Origin of the sequence: Streptomyces sp. NPDC058239, from assembly GCF_042882185.1 — a bacterium.
Lineage (GTDB): Bacteria > Actinomycetota > Actinomycetes > Streptomycetales > Streptomycetaceae > Streptomyces.
Map to the genome: position 1 here is coordinate 1 of NZ_JBHVWS010000076.1, position 18421 is coordinate 18421.

Below are 18421 nucleotides of genomic sequence, written 5' to 3' on the forward strand. Positions count from 1 at the left end.
GCCCCTCCAGACCAGCAGGCTCCCCATCGCCATCATGGATCTCCCCGAGGCTGAACGACAGGTCGAACTTCGCCACCGCACCCTGAACGGACTCCACGTCAGCCCGGACACCAGGGAGGTCGAGATCCCGTCGGCGATTGTTCTGGAACACCAACATGACCTGGAAGAGGGGGTGGCGGGCCATGGAACGGGCCGGGTTGAGGACCTCCACCAGCCGCTCGAACGGCACGTCCTGATGCTGGAACGCCGCCAGGTCTGTCTCCCGGACCCGCTCGACTACCTCTCGGAACGTCGGATCACCTGCGACATCAGTCCGCAGGACCAGCGTGTTCACGAAGAACCCGACCAGGTCATCCAGGGCGTCATCGGTACGTCCCGCCACCGGCGTCCCGATCGGAATGTCCTCGCCGGCGCCCATCTTCGACAGCAGCACCGCCAACGCGGCCTGCACCGTCATGAACACACTCGCACCACACGAACGGGACAGCTCCACCAGCCGGGCATGCACCTCGTCCGGAACACGAAGCCCGACCGAACCACCCTCATGCGAAGCAACCGCCGGACGCGGGAAGTCCACCGGCAGCTCCAACTGCTCAGGGAGCCCCGCCAGACCCTCCCGCCAGAAGGCGACCTGCCCCGCGACCACGCTCCCCGGGTCGTCCTCGCTGCCCAGGACCTCGCGCTGCCACAGCGTGTAGTCCGCGTACTGCACCGGAAGCATCTGCCACGCCGGGCCACGCCCCTCGCGGCGGGCCGCATACGCCACCGACAGGTCCCTCGCCAACGGGCCCATCGACCAGCCGTCAGCGGCAATGTGATGGACCACCATCACCAGAACCCATTCATCGGCGGCGTCCGCCACCTCCAACAGACATACCCGCCACGGCAGATCCCGCTCCAGTTCGAAGCCCTTGCGCGCCAACCCGGCCACGGCCGATGCGACACCCTCGGCAGGCACCGTTTCCACGATGACGTCGGGGACTCCCGATGCACCGTGCAGGATCTCCTGCCGCGGTTCACCGTCCACCTGCGGGAACACCGTCCGCAAGCTCTCGTGCCGGCCCGCCACATCCGCCAACGCCGCCCGCAACGCCTCCACGTCCAACGCCCCGCTCAGCCGCAGCACAAGCGGGATGTTGTACGTCGCGGACATACCCTCCAACTGGCCCAGGAACCACAGCCGACGCTGCGCGAACGACACCGGAAGCACCTCCGGCCGCACCCGCACACCCAACCGCTCCCGAACCCGACCACCCTCATCGAGCCGGTCGACGAGACCGGCCACCGTCGGAACCTCGAAGAGCGACCGGATGCTCACCTCCACACCCAGCACCGACCGGACCCGACTCACCAGACGGGTCGCCAACAGCGAATGACCACCCAGTTCGAAGAAACTGTCGTCGATCGACACCGACTCCACGCCCAGAACCTCAGCGAAGAGACCACAGAGGATCTCTTCGCGTGGCGAACGAGGCCCTCGACCCGAGCCGTCCATGGCGTACTCCGGTGCCGGCAGCGCCCGCCGGTCCAGCTTCCCGTTGAGGGTCAAGGGCAGGGCGTCGAGCACCACGATCGCCGAAGGCACCATGTAGTCCGGCAGCCGATCGCCTACGAACGCACGCAGTACGCCCGGGTGCACGCCGGCCGGATCCGTGCCGGCAGGCGGGACCACGTAGGCCGTGAGCCTCTTGTCGCCGGGGGTGTCCTCGCGGAGGATCACTGCGGCCTGGGCCACTTGCTCGTGCCCGGCCAGGATCGTCTCGATCTCGCCCGGCTCGATGCGGAAGCCGCGTACTTTCACCTGGCCGTCGACGCGGCCGATGAAGTCCATGGTGCCGTCGGCGAGCCAGCGGACCACGTCTCCCGTGCGGTACATCCGCTCGCCCGGTCCGCCGAAGGGGTTGGCGACGAAGCGGCTCGCGGTCAGTTCGGGGCGGTTGAGGTAGCCGCGCGCCAGGCCGTCGCCGGCGATGTAAAGCTCGCCGCCGACACCTGGGGCGACCGGCCGCAGCGCCTCGTCCAGGACGTAGAGCTGGGTGTTCCAGAGGGGGCGGCCGATGGGGACCGTGTTTTCCGGTACGTGTCCGGGGTCGCGGAGCGGGTTGACGGCGGAGAAGACGGTGGTTTCGGTGGGCCCGTACTCGTTGGCGACGACCGTGCCGGGGCAGGCCTCCAGGACGCTCCGTACGGCGGTGGCCGAGACCACGTCGCCGCCGGCCCAGATCTCGCGGACGCCCTGGAAGCAGGCAGGGTGTTCTTCCGCGAGGACGCGGAACAGGCCGGCGCTGACGAACAGACCGGTCACGTCCTGGTCGGCGATCACCTTGGCCAGATCGGCAGCGTCGAGCAGCCCTGCCGGTGCCACTATGACGCACCCGCCGGTGAGCAGCGGCGTCCATATCTCAAAGGTCGAGGCGTCGAAGGCGTAGGGAGAGTGCATGAGCACGCGCTCGTGCCGGCCCGAGCACCAGTACTTGTCGGCGGCCAGGTGGACGACATTGCGGTGGGTGTTGGCCACCCCCTTGGGTACGCCGGTCGAGCCGGAGGTGTACATCACGTACACGAGCTGCTCGGAGTCGACCCCGGCCCTCGCCCGCGGGCTGCCCGCGTTGCTGTCCGCCGCCGCGCCGCTGCCGGTCGTCGCGGCGCCGGAGTTGTCGGCTCCGGATGCCGCCTCTCCCTGGTCCGTGACCCGGATCACGGGTATGTCCGCGGTGAACCCGATGTCGTGCGGAGCCTTGTCGGTCAGCAGCACCATGGCGGCGGTGTCCTGCAGGATGAACTCGGAACGTGCGGCCGGCTGGTTCGGGTCGATGGGTACGTACACACCGCCGGCCTTGAGTACCGCGAGGGACGAGACCACCACGCCCACGGAGCGTTCCTGGAGGACCGCGACCCGGGATTCGGTGGTCACGCCGGCGCGGAGAAGTCGACGGGCCAGACGGTTCGCCCTGGCGTCCAGGTCCTCGTACGTCAGGACGGTGTCGCCGCTTGTCACGGCGTGGGCGTGGGGTGTCCGCGCCGCTTGGGCCTCGAAGAGTTCGTGGACGGCGACGTCGTGCGGGTAGTCGACGGTGGTGTCGTTCCAGTGGAAGAGCATCCGCTCGCGCTCGTCCGGTTCGACCATGTCGGCCTGGCGCAGGGGGGCGCCGGGGTCGGTGATGAGCTGGTGGATCAGGTGCAGGAAGCGGGTCTGGTGGCCGGCGACTTCCTCGGGGTCGTAGAGGTCGCGGTTGCCGTCGAAGTCGATGGTCGGTCCCCGGCCCTCGTCGGGGTCGCGGACGACGATGCAGAGGTCCGGCACCGGACCGCTCGAGAGGTTGTGCGGGACACCGTGGAGGTCGCCCAGGGATATGCCGTCGTTGAAGGAGATGATGTTGGCGACGACGTTCCAGATCCGTTGGGCCTGGTTTCCTCCGCGGATCTCGCGGATCAGGTTCTCGGACCGGAAGCGCTGGTGGCGCAGTGCCTGGTTGACCTCGGCCGTGGCCTGGCCGAGGAGATCGCTGAAGGAGTCCTCCCCGGAGACCTTCAGGCGCAGGGGCAGTACGTCCGAGACCGTGGTGAGGGTCTTCCGGGCGTGCGGCGACTTGCGCCCCATGACCGGAAGGCCGAGCACGATCTCCCGTTCGCCGGTCATGCGGCTGAGATAGACGAAGACGGCCGCGATGAAGACCACCGAGCGTGTCGTTCTGCGGGTGTGGGCGAGGTCGGACAGCGTGGCGCTGACGGCAGCGTCCAGTTGCGTCGTCACCCGGGTGAAGCGGCCGTTGACGCCGGGCTCGCGGGACGCGAGCGTCGTCGGATGCGGACGATCCGCGAACTTGTCGATCCAGAAGGCGCGGTCGGCGGCGAACTTCGGGGAGGCGAGGTACTTCTCGTTCTCCTCGCGGAGCGGGGCAAGGTTTCTCACGTCTTCGTCCGCGACCGGGACGGCAGTCCCTGACCGGAGGGCCGCGTAGATCTCCCCCACGCGCTGCTGGAACAGCGCGCCGCCGAAACCGTCCATGAGGATGTGGTGGAAGCGGGCGTACCAGAAGTACCGCCGGCTGGATATCTCGAAGAGGGCGAAGGTCCAGAGCTGATCGGTGAGGATGTCCACACGCCGGACGAGGTCGGCCTGCATCCAGTCCCGCGCTGCGGTCTCGGGGTCGGGTTCGCCTGAGACATCGACGAGCCGGACGTCCGGCACGAGGGAGGGGTCGACGGTCTGCCGCACTCCGTCCGGTCCCTCGCTGAACCGCAGCTGCAGTGCCTCTGATTCGCGGAAGGCCTGCCTGCAGGCCTTCCGGAAGAGGACGACGTCGATCTCGCCCTGGAACTCGACGTACTCGGCGATGTTGTAGGCGTGCCCCGAGGGGTCCAGCTGGTGGCCGAACCAAATTCCTGCCTGCGCAGTGGACAACTCCCAGTGCGCGCTCTGCTCCTCGGACACCCTCATCACCTCAAACTCGAAGCCAAAACTGGAACGGACAGCACGACAGGACCCTCTTGTGCCGGGTGTCGTCCCCGGACCTTCGTCTCGTGCTCGGCGGCCTGCCGGTCAGCCGGTCAGACCGGGACCCTGTGCGCCTCGATCACGGTGAAGAACGAGCCTGCGAGTGGAGTGACCTTCGAGATCTCCAGTCCTGCGAGCCGAAGCAGGGAGCGGTACTGCTCGAGGGTGCGTTCCCGGCCGCCGAGGACGACCATCATTCCCAGGTCGCTCCACCACGCCGGATGCGGTTCGTTCGACTCCGGAAGGATCAGTTCGCAGATGAGCAGGCGGCCGTCCGCTTCCAGTGCCTCCCGGCTCCTGCTCAGGATCTCGACGGCTTCGTCGTCCTCCCAGTCGTGCAGGACGCTGCACATCAGGTGTGCGTCCGCCCCGCTCGGCAGGGCTCGGAAGAAGTCGCCGGCTGCCGTCTCGCAGCGGTCGCGCAGCGGGGCCAGCTCTCCGGACACCTCTGCTCTCTCCACCACGCTGGGCCGGTCGAAGAGGATTCCCCTGATCTGGGGATTCGCCGTCAGGATCGCGGCAAGGACGGCGCCCTTGCCTCCGCCGATGTCGAGGACGCACCGCGCGCCGTCCCAGGCGGGGAGTGCGGCCAGGCCTGCGTAGAGACGGCTCGCCCGCTCGCGCATGCGCTCGTCGAACGTGGCACCCTCCGTGGAGTCCTGGTCCTTGTGGGCGAAGAACCCGGCCCCGAACTCGCTGTCGAAGGCCGGCCGGCCGGTGGCGATCGTGTCGGCCGCACCGAGCCAGGCACGGTACGAGTCGAGGTTCCTGAGCGTGGCCCGCATCGAGACGGGAGAGTCGCTCTGCAGCAATTGGCCCAGCTGGGTGAGCGAGAACCGCCCCTCACTGTCCTCGGTGAAGAAGCCGCAGCTGGCGAGGGTCCTCAGGAGCCTCTCCAGGGCCCCGGGTGCCACGTTCAACACCGTGGCCAGGTCCTTCACGTTCTTCGCCGAGGCGGAGAGCTCGTCCGCGATCGCCAGGCGTGCGGCGAAGGACAGCGCGTACGGCAGTACGGCGACGATGCTGTCGTCGGCCATGCGGAGGAATTCGCGAACGACTCGGTCAGTCGCGGTGGCGATGACACGGTCTCTGTCCGTACTCACCCAGCTGTGCCTTTCGGTCATGACGTCAGTTCAAGAGGTCGGTTCGGTTGAGGAGTTGGTGCCGCCCATGGCGTCCACCAGGCTCTTCGGGCGCATGTCCACCCAGTGCTCGTTGATGTAGTCGAGGCAGGCCTGACGGTTGTCCTTGTCGTGGACGACGGTCCACCCTGCGGGCACTACGGCGAACGCGGGCCAGAGGGAGTGCTGTCCCTCGTCATTGACCAGAACGACGTAGATGCCCTCGGGGTCCTCGAACGGGTTGGCCATGGTGTGTTCCTTCCTTGCAGAACGGATTCCTCGGTGCCTGAACGGATCTGGGCACCAGGCTTTCTATCGACCGACCGGGAGCAGGCGAAGTACCGCGCCGGCCACCGCTCCGTCGGGATCGGTGGCGGTGACGACCGCGAGGCGGTCACCGCCGCCACTGCGGCGCTGTGCGGTGCTGAGCAGCGCCACGATTTGGAAGAGGGAGGCGGCGGCGGACGTGTCCCCGATCAGTGAGCCGATCTCGGGGCGGGCGACCGCCTCTGCGCCGAACATCCGGGTGAGTACCCGGATCTCCGCCGACTCGGGCGTACCGCCGCAGCTGCTCGGCACGGCGTCCCGCACGTCCTGGGCGGTCACCTCGGCGGCCTCGAGGGCGGCTGCCACGCAGGCACGGAGGGCCTCGGCGGGATCGCCGTCCACATCGACGCGGGACGTGACCGACAGCACCTCGGCCAGCACGGTGCGCCCTGCGGCCGCCGCCTCGGCCTCCGATCGCTCCAGCAGCAGTACGGCGGACCCTTCGCCCAGTTCCACCCGGTCCTCGGAGCCGGCTCGCCGGTGGTGTTCGATCCAGGAGCGGGCTTGGGAGTACTCCTCGGTGGCGCCGACCAGCACGCTGTCCGCGCGGTGCTGGGCCAGCAGCCGCCGGCCGTACTCCAGGGCCATCAGGCCCGCCACCCGTCCGGCGGCGATCGTGCTGTTGGGCCCGCGGACGCCGTGGAAGATGGCGCTGGCGGAGGCCGCCCTGTTCATCGCCATGTTCGGGATGGCCACGGGCGGTACGTCCTGGGGGCGTCGGCCCTCGAAGGAGGCGCGTGTCAGGTCCGCGTAGCCCTGCGCGCTGCCGGTCGTCGTCCCCAGCACCACGGCGGTGTCGAGGCCTCCGTCGGCAACGATGTCGGGTACGTCGCGCAGCAGTTCCCGTACTGCGGTGATCGCCAGGCCCGTGGCCCGGTCGAGACCCCTGGTTCCGGCTTTCCCCAGGACCTCCCGGACCTGGAAGTCCGGCACCAGCCGGGCACCGGCGTCCGCCACGACTCCCCATTCGGCGGTCTCGGGGGTACGGGCGGTCTCGTGGCCGGCCGACAGTCCCTGCTCAAAGGCCTCGCGTCCCACACCGAACGGTGACACGGCCGACCAGTCGGTGATCACCGCACCGGTCGCCCCGCCATCGGTCGCCCGGTTCGTCTCGGTCCCTAACACGGCTGCTCCTTTGGTGGCTTCGGCGTCATACCTGCTGTCTGCTTCCGTGTGCGCCGCTAGTCGTCGTGCCTGCCGAGGACCACCACCGCGTTGTTGCCGCCGAACGCCAGCGCGGTGTTCTGGACGATCCGGATGTCGGCTTCGACCGAGCGGTTGGGCACGCAGTCGACGGCGCATTCCGGGTCCGTCCCACGGTGATTGGCCGTGGGCGGAATGAATCCGTGGTGAATGGCGAGGGCACTCGCCACCGCTCCGATGGCGCTCGCCGCGCCCATGGTGTGTCCGATCATGGACTTGACGGCCGCGGTGCGCGGCATGGCGTCGCCGAAGACGTCCCGCATGGCCTGGACCTCGGTGACGTCGTTCGTCTTGGTTCCGGTGCCGTGCGCGGAGACGAGATCGACGTCGTCGGGCTTGATTCCAGCGTCGTCCAGAGCCAGCCGGATGCACCGCCCGACGCTCTCCCGCTCCGGGGCCACGGGGTGGTGGGCGTCGCAGTTCAGTCCGTAGCCCATGACTTCCGCGTAGACGCGCGCGCCCCGCGCCCGTGCGGATTCGGCGTCCTCCAGCACGAGCATGCCGGCGCCCTCGCCGAGCAGCAGGCCGTCGCGATCGGCGTCGAACGGGCGGCACTCCGTCTCGGCGACCAGGCCGAGCCTGGTGAAGCCGGCCAGGTTCTTGCGGCACAGCGCGTCCGCACCGCCCACCAGGGCGTATGCGCAGTCTCCGGACCGCACGGCGTCCAGCCCGGCGCCGATGGCGTAGTTTCCGGCGGCGCAGGCCGTGGCGATGGACATCGCCTCCACGTTGCCGAGTCTCAGTTCGCGTGCCACATGCACGGAGAGCTGGGAAGCGGGCACCCGGCGGGCCGGCTCTGCCGGCATGTCTTCGAGACCTCCGGGGAGGACAGCCTCGACCACGCCGTCCAGGTCCGGGATCCCGCCGTCCGTCGTGCCGACGGCGATGAAGCCGCGTCGTCGCTCCTGCAACTCGACCGGGCTCAGACCGGCATCGGCCAAGGCCATGCGGGTTGCCGCGATGGCGAATCGGGCCGCTGGCCCCACCTCTTCGAGCGGGAGGTGGACGATCCAGTCCTCGGGTGCGAACCCCGCCACCTGATGTCCGCGTCGGTACGGAAAGCCTTCGGTATCGAATCGCGTTATTTCCGTCGTGCCGACGCGGCCCGCCCGCAGTGCTTCGGCGAACTGCTCGACTCCGTTTCCGATGCTGGAAAGTACACCCATGCCGGTGATGACCACACGTCGGCGCCCGTCGCCCGTCCTGTCCCCCGTGCGTGCCATTACCTGGCCTTGGCCGTATCGAGAAGCTCGAGCACCGTCTTCAGGTCGACCATGCGATTCAGGTCCTCCCGTGCTATTTCGATGTCGAATTCGACCTCTATCTGACTCTGTATCTCGACGGCGTTCATGGAGTCCGCGCCGTAGTCCTCCCGGAGCCGGCCGGTGAGGGTCAGCTCGTCTTCTCCCACTTCGAGAATGTCGCAGATGATTTCACGAACCCTGGCCTCGCCCTCGACAGAAAGCACAGCTGCCCCTTCCCTTCAGTCCCGTGACAGCAAAGAGAGTTACCGTTGACCACACATGGCCGAAATCATTTGAACTGGAACGAGCGCTCATAGGCGTCGCTGTGCAGGCCGTGACGATAAGTTTCCACTCTGAGTATTTCTTCCAGGCGTACGTTGCCAAGCGCGACGTCGGCCCCGAAGTGGTCGAGCAGCGCGAACTGGCTCGGTTTGGTGGGCGCCTCGAAAATCAGGCGCTGCAGCCCGAACTCATCGGCCAGGGTGTCGGCCAACCGGCCGTTCAGCCTGCCCCGGGAATCGAAGAGCCCCACGTCGGCGGCATTCTCCCGGCCTTCGACGACCAGGTGGGTGGCGCCCTCGCACAGCCACTGCGCGCCCTCCTCAATGAGTTCCTTCACCGTCACCTCGTCGAAGGATCCGGCGTGCTTTCCGCCTATCTCGTAGCTCACCGTGAGGCCGCGGGAGGTCGCCGCCTCCATCACGCGTCCGGGGTGGAGATCGGTGCGGGTGAATCCCTGGCCGGCTTCGATGCCCGTCAGGCCCAGCCGCCGGCACAGGTCGAGGTACTCCTCCAGTTGCCCGCGGTCCGCGGCTATCTCGAACATTCCGCCGCCGACCGTCACCGGCAGGCCGTGGTCCCTGGCGGCACGGATCTTCTGCTGCAGGCTGCTGTCCTCGATGAGCAGCCACGTCGCCATGGAGAGCTTGAGCCCCGCCATCAGCGCATGGCTCTGGCCGATGTGGCTCGCCACCGTGCCGACGTCGTAGCCCGGGTCGAAGGGGTAGGTACGGGGGTCTCGCGGGACGACGCCCAACGATTCGAGGAAAACCCGCTGCGGGGAGGCCGCATCTTTCACTTCGGACACCATTGATCTTTCCTTCATTGAAAGGGGTCACCTTTCCAGACGAGTGCCCGCGCCGTTCTCGACCGCTCGCCTGTAGACCGCGGCGGCGCAGGCAATGTCTCCGATGGCCTGTCCGATGGGGTTGAAGAAAATGGTCTCGTCGGGTTTCTCCCGCCCCGGGCGCGCGCCCGTGACGAGGTCGGAGAGATCCGCGTGGCAGCGCTCGGGACCGAAAGTGCCCTGCTGCGCCATGGTGTGCAGCAGCTTCCCGGGCCGCATGACCTGCTCGTAGCAGTCGACGACGACCTTGTCGCTGGTGCGGACCACGTCCGGCATCGGGTCGGCGAGCGAGACGTTCAGGAAGAGGGAGCCGCGCGGTACCCATGCGGCGGGGATCCACGGCTCGGGCGCGGTGGTAACCACGAGGATGACATCGGCCCGGCGCAGGCAGGTGGCGGCGTCGCCGTGGACCGCGACGGGGAGCTGGTGCTCTTCCTGTGCCCAGCGGGCGAAGTCCTCCGCCTGCCGGGGGGAGACATCGTGGACGTCCACGGCGTCGGGTCTGCCCCACGTCTCGCAGAGGAGGGAGAGGTGCGTCCTCGCCAGGAGTCCGGTCCCCAGGACGGCGAGGCGCCTGCCCTCGGGCGCCAGGTGACGGCAGGCCAGGGCGGAAACCGCCGCGGTCCGCCAGGCGCTCACGACGGAGCCGTCCATGATCGCGACGGGGTAGGCGCTGTCGGCGTCGTTGAGCACGATGACGGCCGACGCCCGGGGGATCCCGCGGACTTCCTGGTTGTCGTGGGCGCTGCCGATCCACTTGACGCCGGAGAGCCGGACGTCGCCGCCCACGTACGCGGGCATCGCGATGATGCGGTCGGTGGGATGAGGTCGTTCAGGGCGCCGCAGGTAGGGCTTGAGCGGCTGCACCACGTCGTCCGCGGCCTGGGCGCGGAGCGCGGCTTCCATCGCCTCGACGAAGACGGTGTACTCGCCGCCGATGGCGCATTCGACCTCGGCGGCCGACAGGTACAGCAGCCCATCACGTGCGATGGGGTCCAACGCGTTCAAGATTCCCCCTGTGTCCCGTTCACGGCCGATCCGATCGCTCAGTTCTCGGCATTCGACCCGAGAGGTGAACGTTCCGCACTGTCGCCGGTGAGCCGACGGATGGTGGCGTTCACCTCGTGTGCGAGTTCGTTCTCGTGCTCCACCAGATAGAAATGACCACCGGGGAATTCACGGGACGCATAGGACCCTGTCGTGGCGGCCTCCCATCCGGCCACCTTATTCCAGGGAACGTCGGCATCGTCAATACCGGCAAAGGCGGTGACGGGCGTGGAGATCCTGCGAAGCGGCTGTGGGGAGTATTCACGCACGAGACTGAAATCCGAACGGACGGCAGGCATGACCAGTTCGCGGAGTTCGGGCTCAAGCATTGGGGCGATGTCCGCACCACCGATCCTGCGCAGTTCGGCGATCAGCCCTTCGTCGCTGCCGTCCGGCCATTCCCGCTCCGACGGCACATGGGGCGCGACCTGGCCGGAGACGATCAGCCCGAGCGGCCGGTGCCCAAAAAAGATCTCCAGACGCCGCACCACTTCGAATGCGACCCAGGCGCCCATGCTGTGGCCGAAGAGGACAAGAGGGGGGTCGTGCGCGAGGTGGAGCTGAATGGCCTGGGCCACTTGGGCCGCGAGGTCGTCCATCCTGGAAATGGGCGGTTCGGTGATGCGGTCCTGACGACCGGGGTACTGAACGGTCAGCAGCTCGACTCCGTCGGGCAGCCACCGGGACCAGGAGTTGTAGAAACTGGCGGCACCACCGGCATGCGGCAGGCACAGGAGTTGCAAGCGCGTGTCGTGAGGTCGCCCCACACGCCGGATCCACTCCGCTCCGGGAGTGAGGCGGTCAACAGCCATGCTCGCCACAACATTTGCCTGTCGGATTCCCGATTTGGCAGGGAACTTCGGCAGCCGTTCCGGAGGAGCCCTCACGTAATGCCATGACGAGCGGCGCACTGGTGCTTATACAGCGACGAACCATGCCATTCACCCCCGTGTGAGTCGGCACATGTGATGTTGCAACTGTGAACCGGTCAAGATCATAGGGGAGTTGGGCGACGAGGGCAACGATGTTCGAGGCCGGAGAGCCGGTCACCGAACGCGCCGATCACGCCCGGTGAGCGGCCCCGACGCACACCTGCCGTCAGAGCGTCTTCCCCGCCCCGTCCTCGTGGATGCGCTCCAGCACGCGCACGGCCGCTTCGAGGGCGTTGTTCGTGCTCAACTGCTCGGCGAGCCGCTTTGCGTTCCGGGCGATGCCGCTGTCGGTGGTCGTCGTGACGATGGCGGACGCGAGGGCCTCGGCCGTCAGCTCCCGGAACTTCACGGGCGCCGGCGACACTCCGAGCCCGTGGACGTGATCCGCCCACATCTGCTGTTCGTTGTGGAAGGGGCAGGCCATCTGGGGGATGCCGGCTGCCAGTGCGGCGTTGTACGTTCCCACGCCTCCGGCGTGCACGGCGGCGCGCACCCGCGGGAAGAGCCAGTCGTACGGGACGTCCTCGACCACCATGATGTCCTCCGGCGGGTCGCTGATCCGCACGCCTCCCCAGCCCTCCACCACGACCGCGCGCTCCCCGGCCTTGCGCACCGCCTCGACGACCAGTTCACCGGTCTCCTCGGGGTCGCCGCCGAACATGCTGCCGAAGCCCACGGAGATCGGCGTCCTGCCGGTCTCCAGGAACTCGACCAGCTCTTCCGGGGGCTGCCAGTCGGGGTGGTGGGGCAGCGTCCAGAAGCCGGTGGTGTGCACCCACTCGGGCCAGTCGGAGGCGGGCGTGAGGACGTGCGGGCTGAAGCCGTGGAGCACGGGTGTCGGATTGCCGTGGGCGTCGGTCCTGAAGTCGGTGGAGCCGTCCCGGGGCGGCAGCCCGAGCACGTCCGAGCGCCACGCCGACACCCAGTCGGAGATCGGCGGTCCGAGGGGCCCGTTGACCCTGGCGTGGTCCTCGAGGTTGGTCGCGGTGGGCCGTAGTCCCGGGCCTGGCGAGTACTCGCGGGAGACGACGTAGTGCGGGTAGAGGGAGGCCAGGACGTGCGACACGCCGAGGCGCTCGGCGATCTGGTGGACCACTTGCCGGGAGGACGGCGAGTACACGATGAGGTCGGCCCCGTCGGCCGCCACCTCCCACATCTCCCGCAGCATCAGCGGGAAGACACGGGGGAAGAGCGCGGTCGTGGACTCCCGGAGCCGGCGCTGCACCGCCGAGTCGTCGTTGTGCAGGTACAGCGCCCGGATGTCCGGGCGGGACTGCAGTCGGACCAGTTCGTCGTTGAGCGGGGCGAACGGCACACCGTACGTCTCGGCGAAGGGACCGTAGAGGCGCGGTCCGACCAGTACGGCGGTGTGTCCTGCCCGGTTGAGCGCGTACGACAGCGCCAGATACGGCTGAATGTCGCCGCGGCTTCCGTCCGCGGCATACACCAGAACCTTCATTCCGTTCCTTTCTGAGCCGGACCTGGAACCGCGCGCACGGCGACTTGCTGCCGAAGGAATCGAGGCGGTCCGCAACCGGCCGGCGCGTGTGAGGGGGGAGGCGGCGTGGGCGCCGCACATGTGCTGCGGTGCGCTGCGGCCCCCGCTTGAGAACGTCCCTGCCTGCTCTCCGGCGGGATCTCCTGGATCATACAGACATCCCTCGGGAGAGCCAGGGGATCACGCCAACTTGGCTGCTGGGAACGGTCCTTGGTCGCTTCGGGACCGGGTGTCCGGGCAGGCCGTCCGTGGGCGGTCCCCACTCGCACTGTGTCTGTGATCACTTGCAAAATGCCTCGACCGCAGGTCAAATCAAGGAGTTATGGTGCGTTCGGCCACGGGGGCACACGAGGGGACAGGGCCATCCCCACCACGGGCATGCCGTCTTCCGGCACTTGTTCCCCCTGCGTGCTCCGCCTGCTTGCGCCCCTTCCCGGGGCGGATCCGATCAGGGATGTGACAACCGTCGAAGTGCCAGAGGGAGTCAGGGAACAGGTGCATCAGAGCGAGGGGCGGGTGGGTGAGGCGTCGGCGCCGATACACCATGGCGAAGTGCTCCAGGGATTGTTCCCCGACGGCGGCACACTGCGCCGCGGCCTCGTGACCCTTCCCTGCCCGCTCCATTCGGTGCACGCACGGTTCACCTCGAGCGATCGGGCCGACGTCGCCGTTTTCCCCGCCTGGCGGAACAAGGCGCGCACGGCCGCACGGCTGACCCTGGCCGCCCACGGCTTACCCGTCGGCGGCCATCTGCGCATATCGAGCGACGTACCGCTCGGGCGCGGATTCGGTTCTTCCACGAGTGACGTACTGGCGGCGATCGGCGCCGTTCAGGACAGGTACGCGCTGCGCCTGTCCCCCGAGGCGAAGGCCCGGCTGGCGGTGCGCGCCGAGATCGCATCCGACTCGCTGATGTTCGACTCGACAGCCGTGCTCTTCGCCCATCGGGACGGCGAGGTCATCGAGAACTTCGGCCATCCCCTACCGGCGTTGCACGTCCTGGGCTTCGGGTCGAGGCCGGGGCAGGGGGGCCGCGGAGTCGAGACCCTTTCCCTGCCTCCCGCCCGCTACACCGATGACGAGGTGCTCCGGTTCGCCGAACTGCGCGCCATGCTCCGCGAGGCCGTACTGGCCAAGGACGTGGAGCAGCTCGGGCGCGTGGCCACCGCCAGCACCCTGCTCAACCAGCGCCACCTCCCCATCCCCCAGCTCGACCGGATCCTCGAGATCGCCGAGGAGGCGCGGGCGTTGGGACTGCAGATCTCGCACAGCGGGGACGTGGCAGGACTGCTCTTCGACCGCGACGACCCCGCGGTCGACGTCCGCTCCACACGTGCCGAGGCGTTGCTGCGTGACATCGGCATCGTCGAGTCATGGAAGTTCACAACGAACGGATGAATGCGATCATGTCAACCCATCAGTCAAGCGCCTATCCCTCGGTGATCGAGGCGGTGGAACTGCCGAAGATCATCCATGTCGGCGGGAACCTCTACGCCGCCGCGTTCACCCTGATGAAGCTCCTCCCGGCCCGCTACATCATCGACCGGGCCATGGCCGCCGGAGACCTGGTCCCGGGCACTCCGGTCATCGAGACGTCCTCCGGCACGTTCGCCCTGGGCCTTGCCCTGGTCTGCCGGCAGCGGGGGTTCCCGCTCACCATCGTCGGTGACCGGTCCATCGACGACGACCTGCGCAACCGCCTGGAAATGCTCGGCGCTGAGGTCGAGCTCGTCGAGGACCGCGGGCAGCCCGGCGGCATCCAGGGGGCGCGGCTGGCCAGGGTGGCGGAGCTGTGCCGGGCGAGGCCGGGCAGCTTCGTCCCGCAGCAGTACACCAATCCCGACAACCCTGCCGCCTACGCCTCGGTGGGCCGGCTGGTGTCCCGGACCCTGGGGGCGGTCGACTGCGTGGTCGGACCAGTCGGTTCGGGGGGTTCCACGTGCGGCATCGCCTCGACGCTGCGCTCGGACACCCCCGGGCTGCGCCTGATCGGCGTCGACACGCACGGCTCCGTCATCTTCAAGGCGCCGGAGGGGCCGCGGCTGCTCAGGGGCCTGGGCAGCAGCATCGTTCCGGGGAACGTCGTGCACGCGGCGTACGACGAAGTCCACTGGGTGGTGCCCGGCGAGGTCTTCCACGCCACCCGTGAACTCTACCGGCGTCACGGCCTGTTCATGGGTCCGACCAGCGGCGCCGCCTTCCTGGTCGCCTCGTGGTGGGCGCGGCTCAATCCGGACGACAAGGTGCTGATGGTGCTCCCGGACGAGGGGTACCGCTACCAGTCCACCGTCTACAACGACGTCTGGCTGCGTGAACAGGGTGTCCGGACCGCGCCGGCCACCGCGGGGCCGCGGCTCGTGGAGCAGCCCGGCGAGGACGGCGGGAGCTGGTCCAGGCTTCTGTGGAACCGCCGTACGTACGAAGACGTGGGCGCCTTCACCGGCCTGGAGACGCAGGGGAGCATCGCATGACTCAGCCCATGCTGCTACTGGTCGAGAGCAACACGACGGGAACGGGGCGGCAGTTCGCCCAGCGGGCCAGGAGCCGGGGAATCCGGCCCGTCCTGTTGTGCGCGGATCCCGGGCGCTACCCGTACGTGGCCGAGGACGACGTGCGCGCCGTCGTCGTCGACACTGCGGACGAGCACGCGGTCCTCGCCGCCGCGCGGCGGCTGCAGGAGGACGGGCCGATAGCTGGGGTCACCTCCAGCTCGGAGTACTACGTGGCCACGGCCGCAGCGACCGCGCGCGCCCTCGGCCTGCCCGGCCCCGACGTCGAAGCCGTGCGCGACTGCCGCGACAAGGCACGGCAGCGGCGCCTCCTGGGCGAAGGGGGCGTGGCCGTCCCCGCACACGAGCGTGTCGGCACTGCGGACGAGGCGCGGGCCGCCGCCGACCGGATCGGGTGTCCCGTCGTGCTGAAACCGGTCCAGGGTTCCGGGAGCCTCGGGGTTCGGCTGTGTGCGGACGGCGACGAGGTCGCGGCCCACGCCGCCGTGCTGACGGCCGCGGCGGTGAACGAGCGGGGCGTCGCGGTGCCGCGGGACATACTCGTCGAGGAGTACCTGCGCGGCGACGAGTACTCGGTGGAGGTGTTCGGGCACACGGCGGTGGTCGTCATCGCGAAGCATCTGGGCCCGCTGCCCGATTTCGTCGAGCTGGGCCACGACGCTCCGGCCGCGCTGCCGGAGGCCGACGCGGCCGCTCTGCGCGAGCAGGCCGTGCGCGCGGTGAAGGCACTCGGACTCGGCTGGGGCGCCGCGCACGTCGAGCTGCGCATGGAGGGCGGCGACGTCCGCGTCGTCGAGGTCAATCCCCGGCTGGCCGGCGGCATGATCCCGGAGCTCGTCCGGCACGTCCTCGGCATCGACCTGGTGGACGGCCAGGTCTGTGCGGCCGTCGGTGCGGACCCGGCCGTCACACCGCAGGCCATCTCACGGACGGCGGCCATCCGTTTCCTCACCGCGGACCGCCGGGGATTCCTCGGCGACCGCATCGGGACCGAGCGGGCGCTGGCCGCGGCCCGTGCCGTGCCGCACACGGAGACGGCCGTGCTCTACCGGGCTCCCGGCGAGCCCGTGGAACCCGCCCGCGACTTCCGGGGCCGGCTCGGACACGTCATCGCCACGGCCGACGACTCGGCGCTCTCCGGCGGAGCCGCCGAGAACGCGCTGCGCGAACTGGCAGGCGCACTACACCCGACGACCGGGGAGTCACCCGCATGAGCACCCAGCACACCACCGGTACAGCAGCTGCCGCGGCCGGCCCCGGCGTGAACACCGGAAGGCTGAGCACCGGGCTGAACGACGAGGCCCATGCGATCGTCTACGACCAGTACCTGCCGGCCGACCGCACGGCAGACGGACTCGGCGAGGAGCTCCGCCTCATCAGCGAGGTCGACCGCGCCCATCTGGTGATGCTCGCCGAGCGCGGCATCGTGGACCCCGCGCACGCGGCCGCGCTGCTCCACGCGATCGATGATCTGCGCCACTCGGACTTCGCGCCGGTACGGGCCAGACCCATGCCGCGGGGCGTCTACCTCGCCTACGAGGGCACCCTGACGGAGCGGCTCGGCGAGGAGATCGGCGGCGTGATGCACACCGGCCGGTCCCGCAACGACCTCAACGCGACGACGGCCCGGCTTCGAGGGCGGCAGCACTTCCTGCGCCTCGTGGAGGCCACGGAGGCGCTCGCCACCGCCCTCCTGGACCAGGCCGAGGAGCACCGGTCCGTCGTCATGCCCGCGTACACCCACGGGCAGCCCGCGGTCCCCATCACGTACGGCCACTACCTGGTCGGAGTGGGCTGTTCCGTGATCCGTGCGCTCGCGGACCTGCTGCACGCCGGGCGGGAGCTCGATGTCAACCCGCTGGGCGCAGGCGCAGTCGGCGGAACGTCCGTGGCCATCGACCCGGAGCGTACGACCGTCCTCCTCGGGTTCACGGCGCCGGCTCCCAACTCGGTGGATGCGGTGGCCTCCCGGGACTTCGCGCTCAGGCTGCTGGGGGCGGCCAGTGGCCTGGGTGTCTCGGTCGCTCGCGCCGCGCGGGACTTCACGGCCTGGACGTCAGAGGAGGCTGCCCTCGTGCACCTCGCCGACGACCTCGTGGGCTCCAGCTCGATGATGCCGCAAAAGCGGAACCCGTTCCTCCTGGAGCACATCCAGGGTCGGGCGACGGCGAGCTTCGGCGCGTTCACGGCTGCCGCCTCCTCGATGGCCACGGCGACGTACACCAACGCCATCGCGGTGGGCACCGAGGCGCTGCGGCACACGTGGCCCGGTCTGAGGAACACGACGGAGGCGGTGACGCTGCTGCGCCTCGTCGTGCGGGGCGCCACGCCGGATGCCGAGCGCATGCTGCAGCGGGCCGTCGACGGGTTCACTCCGGCCACGTACCTGGCCGAGCGGCTGGTCGCAGCAGGGATGCCGTTCCGCAGCGCGCACCATTTGGTCGGCAAGACGGTGCTGCACGCCCTCGACACTTCGCGATCCCTCGCGGAGGCCGCCCGCGACGTTCCGGAGATCGCCCGCCTGGCGCCACACCACTCCGCCGCGGAACCCGCGGGCAGCGGCCCACAGACTGTGGGCATGGCGGATGACTGGCTGGAACCGACGGCTGTCGCGCAGGCCTCCACGTACGGTGGTGGACCTGGCGGTGAAAGCATCGTACGCGCAATGGCCGAGCTCCGGTCCGATCTCAAGGCAGCGCAGGTCGAGGGTGCCGAACGCAGGAACCGGTGGGCGGCCGGGGCGGCCGTGCTCGATCAAGCAGTGGAAAGGTTGATGTCGCCGCTCCCAAGCGCGTCTGTACAGCCATGATGTGCCAACTCGGGGTATCGACGTCGTCTGCGTCGGCAAAGTCGATACCCGCCAAGGGAAAGATCTCAACCGCGGGGCTCCCCGGTGCCAACCGTGTTCCGGCCCC

General features: G+C 69.1%; 14 protein-coding genes. 4 read left to right on the forward strand and 10 right to left on the reverse strand.

Features of this window, described 5'->3' with window-relative positions; translation table 11 throughout:
* From ACFVYE_RS42690 to ACFVYE_RS42735, 10 genes are all read right to left on the reverse strand, one after another.
* Positions 1-4435 (reverse strand): amino acid adenylation domain-containing protein (locus ACFVYE_RS42690; protein WP_389608808.1); only part of this gene is annotated, 4435 nt, incomplete at its 3' end.
* A gap of 116 nt (positions 4436-4551) precedes the next feature.
* Entirely contained in the window at positions 4552-5535 is a 984-nt protein-coding gene (locus ACFVYE_RS42695; protein ID WP_383973525.1) for a methyltransferase, read from the reverse strand.
* Positions 5536-5631: 96 nt separating this feature from the next.
* Entirely contained in the window at positions 5632-5868 is a 237-nt protein-coding gene (locus ACFVYE_RS42700) for an MbtH family protein (protein ID WP_383973523.1), read from the reverse strand.
* 63 nt (positions 5869-5931) lie between these two features.
* A complete protein-coding gene (locus ACFVYE_RS42705; protein ID WP_383973521.1) occupies positions 5932-7071 on the reverse strand; it encodes a beta-ketoacyl synthase N-terminal-like domain-containing protein in 1140 nt (379 codons plus the stop codon).
* 56 nt (positions 7072-7127) lie between these two features.
* A complete protein-coding gene (locus tag ACFVYE_RS42710; RefSeq protein ID WP_389608811.1) occupies positions 7128-8372 on the reverse strand; it encodes a beta-ketoacyl-[acyl-carrier-protein] synthase family protein in 1245 nt (414 codons plus the stop codon).
* On the reverse strand, positions 8372-8617 hold the full coding sequence (locus tag ACFVYE_RS42715) for an acyl carrier protein (RefSeq protein WP_383973517.1): 246 nt from the start codon (positions 8615-8617) through the stop codon (positions 8372-8374). The genes ACFVYE_RS42710 and ACFVYE_RS42715 overlap by 1 nt, the downstream gene beginning before the upstream one ends.
* 65 nt (positions 8618-8682) lie before the next feature.
* Complete coding sequence (locus tag ACFVYE_RS42720) at positions 8683-9483, reverse strand: phosphosulfolactate synthase (RefSeq protein WP_383973515.1); 801 nt, start codon at positions 9481-9483, stop codon at positions 8683-8685.
* Between the two features lie 24 nt (positions 9484-9507).
* Complete coding sequence (gene sbnB / locus ACFVYE_RS42725; RefSeq protein WP_389608814.1) at positions 9508-10527, reverse strand: 2,3-diaminopropionate biosynthesis protein SbnB; 1020 nt, start codon at positions 10525-10527, stop codon at positions 9508-9510.
* A 38-nt stretch (positions 10528-10565) separates the two neighbouring features.
* Positions 10566-11378: a thioesterase II family protein gene (locus ACFVYE_RS42730; protein WP_383973512.1), complete on the reverse strand. Its 813-nt coding sequence runs from the start codon at positions 11376-11378 to the stop codon at positions 10566-10568.
* A gap of 286 nt (positions 11379-11664) precedes the next feature.
* Positions 11665-12957 carry a glycosyltransferase gene (locus ACFVYE_RS42735; RefSeq protein ID WP_389608816.1) on the reverse strand — a complete coding sequence of 431 codons (1293 nt, stop codon included), beginning with the start codon at positions 12955-12957 and terminating at the stop codon, positions 11665-11667.
* A 591-nt stretch (positions 12958-13548) separates the two neighbouring features.
* On the opposite strand from ACFVYE_RS42735, the gene ACFVYE_RS42740 reads away from it, so the two are divergent.
* Genes ACFVYE_RS42740 through ACFVYE_RS42755 form a run of 4 tightly spaced genes read left to right on the forward strand, consistent with a single transcriptional unit; the run spans position 13549 to position 18315 of the window.
* On the forward strand, positions 13549-14394 hold the full coding sequence (locus tag ACFVYE_RS42740) for a kinase (RefSeq protein WP_383973508.1): 846 nt from the start codon (positions 13549-13551) through the stop codon (positions 14392-14394).
* 8 nt (positions 14395-14402) lie between these two features.
* Positions 14403-15467, forward strand: coding sequence for a PLP-dependent cysteine synthase family protein (locus tag ACFVYE_RS42745; RefSeq protein ID WP_389608818.1), 1065 nt, complete (start codon positions 14403-14405; stop codon positions 15465-15467).
* Positions 15464-16720 carry an ATP-grasp domain-containing protein gene (locus tag ACFVYE_RS42750; RefSeq protein ID WP_389608820.1) on the forward strand — a complete coding sequence of 419 codons (1257 nt, stop codon included), beginning with the start codon at positions 15464-15466 and terminating at the stop codon, positions 16718-16720. Before ACFVYE_RS42745 ends, ACFVYE_RS42750 begins: the two co-directional genes overlap by 4 nt.
* Complete coding sequence (locus ACFVYE_RS42755) at positions 16717-18315, forward strand: argininosuccinate lyase (RefSeq protein ID WP_383973502.1); 1599 nt, start codon at positions 16717-16719, stop codon at positions 18313-18315. Before ACFVYE_RS42750 ends, ACFVYE_RS42755 begins: the two co-directional genes overlap by 4 nt.
* Positions 18316-18421 lie beyond the last annotated feature (106 nt).

What these genes read in the sequence shown, in the direction of transcription:
- ACFVYE_RS42735 (WP_389608816.1), bottom strand. Translation starts at nt 12,957, where the DNA reads ATGAAGGTTCTGGTGTATGCCGCGGACGGAAGCCGCGGCGACATTCAG.
- ACFVYE_RS42695 (WP_383973525.1), bottom strand. Translation starts at nt 5,535, where the DNA reads ATGGCCGACGACAGCATCGTCGCCGTACTGCCGTACGCGCTGTCCTTC.
- ACFVYE_RS42730 (WP_383973512.1), bottom strand. Translation starts at nt 11,378, where the DNA reads ATGGCTGTTGACCGCCTCACTCCCGGAGCGGAGTGGATCCGGCGTGTG.
- ACFVYE_RS42745 (WP_389608818.1), top strand. Translation starts at nt 14,403, where the DNA reads ATGTCAACCCATCAGTCAAGCGCCTATCCCTCGGTGATCGAGGCGGTG.
- ACFVYE_RS42700 (WP_383973523.1), bottom strand. Translation starts at nt 5,868, where the DNA reads ATGGCCAACCCGTTCGAGGACCCCGAGGGCATCTACGTCGTTCTGGTC.
- ACFVYE_RS42710 (WP_389608811.1), bottom strand. Translation starts at nt 8,372, where the DNA reads ATGGCACGCACGGGGGACAGGACGGGCGACGGGCGCCGACGTGTGGTC.
- ACFVYE_RS42750 (WP_389608820.1), top strand. Translation starts at nt 15,464, where the DNA reads ATGACTCAGCCCATGCTGCTACTGGTCGAGAGCAACACGACGGGAACG.
- ACFVYE_RS42755 (WP_383973502.1), top strand. Translation starts at nt 16,717, where the DNA reads ATGAGCACCCAGCACACCACCGGTACAGCAGCTGCCGCGGCCGGCCCC.
- ACFVYE_RS42720 (WP_383973515.1), bottom strand. Translation starts at nt 9,483, where the DNA reads ATGGTGTCCGAAGTGAAAGATGCGGCCTCCCCGCAGCGGGTTTTCCTC.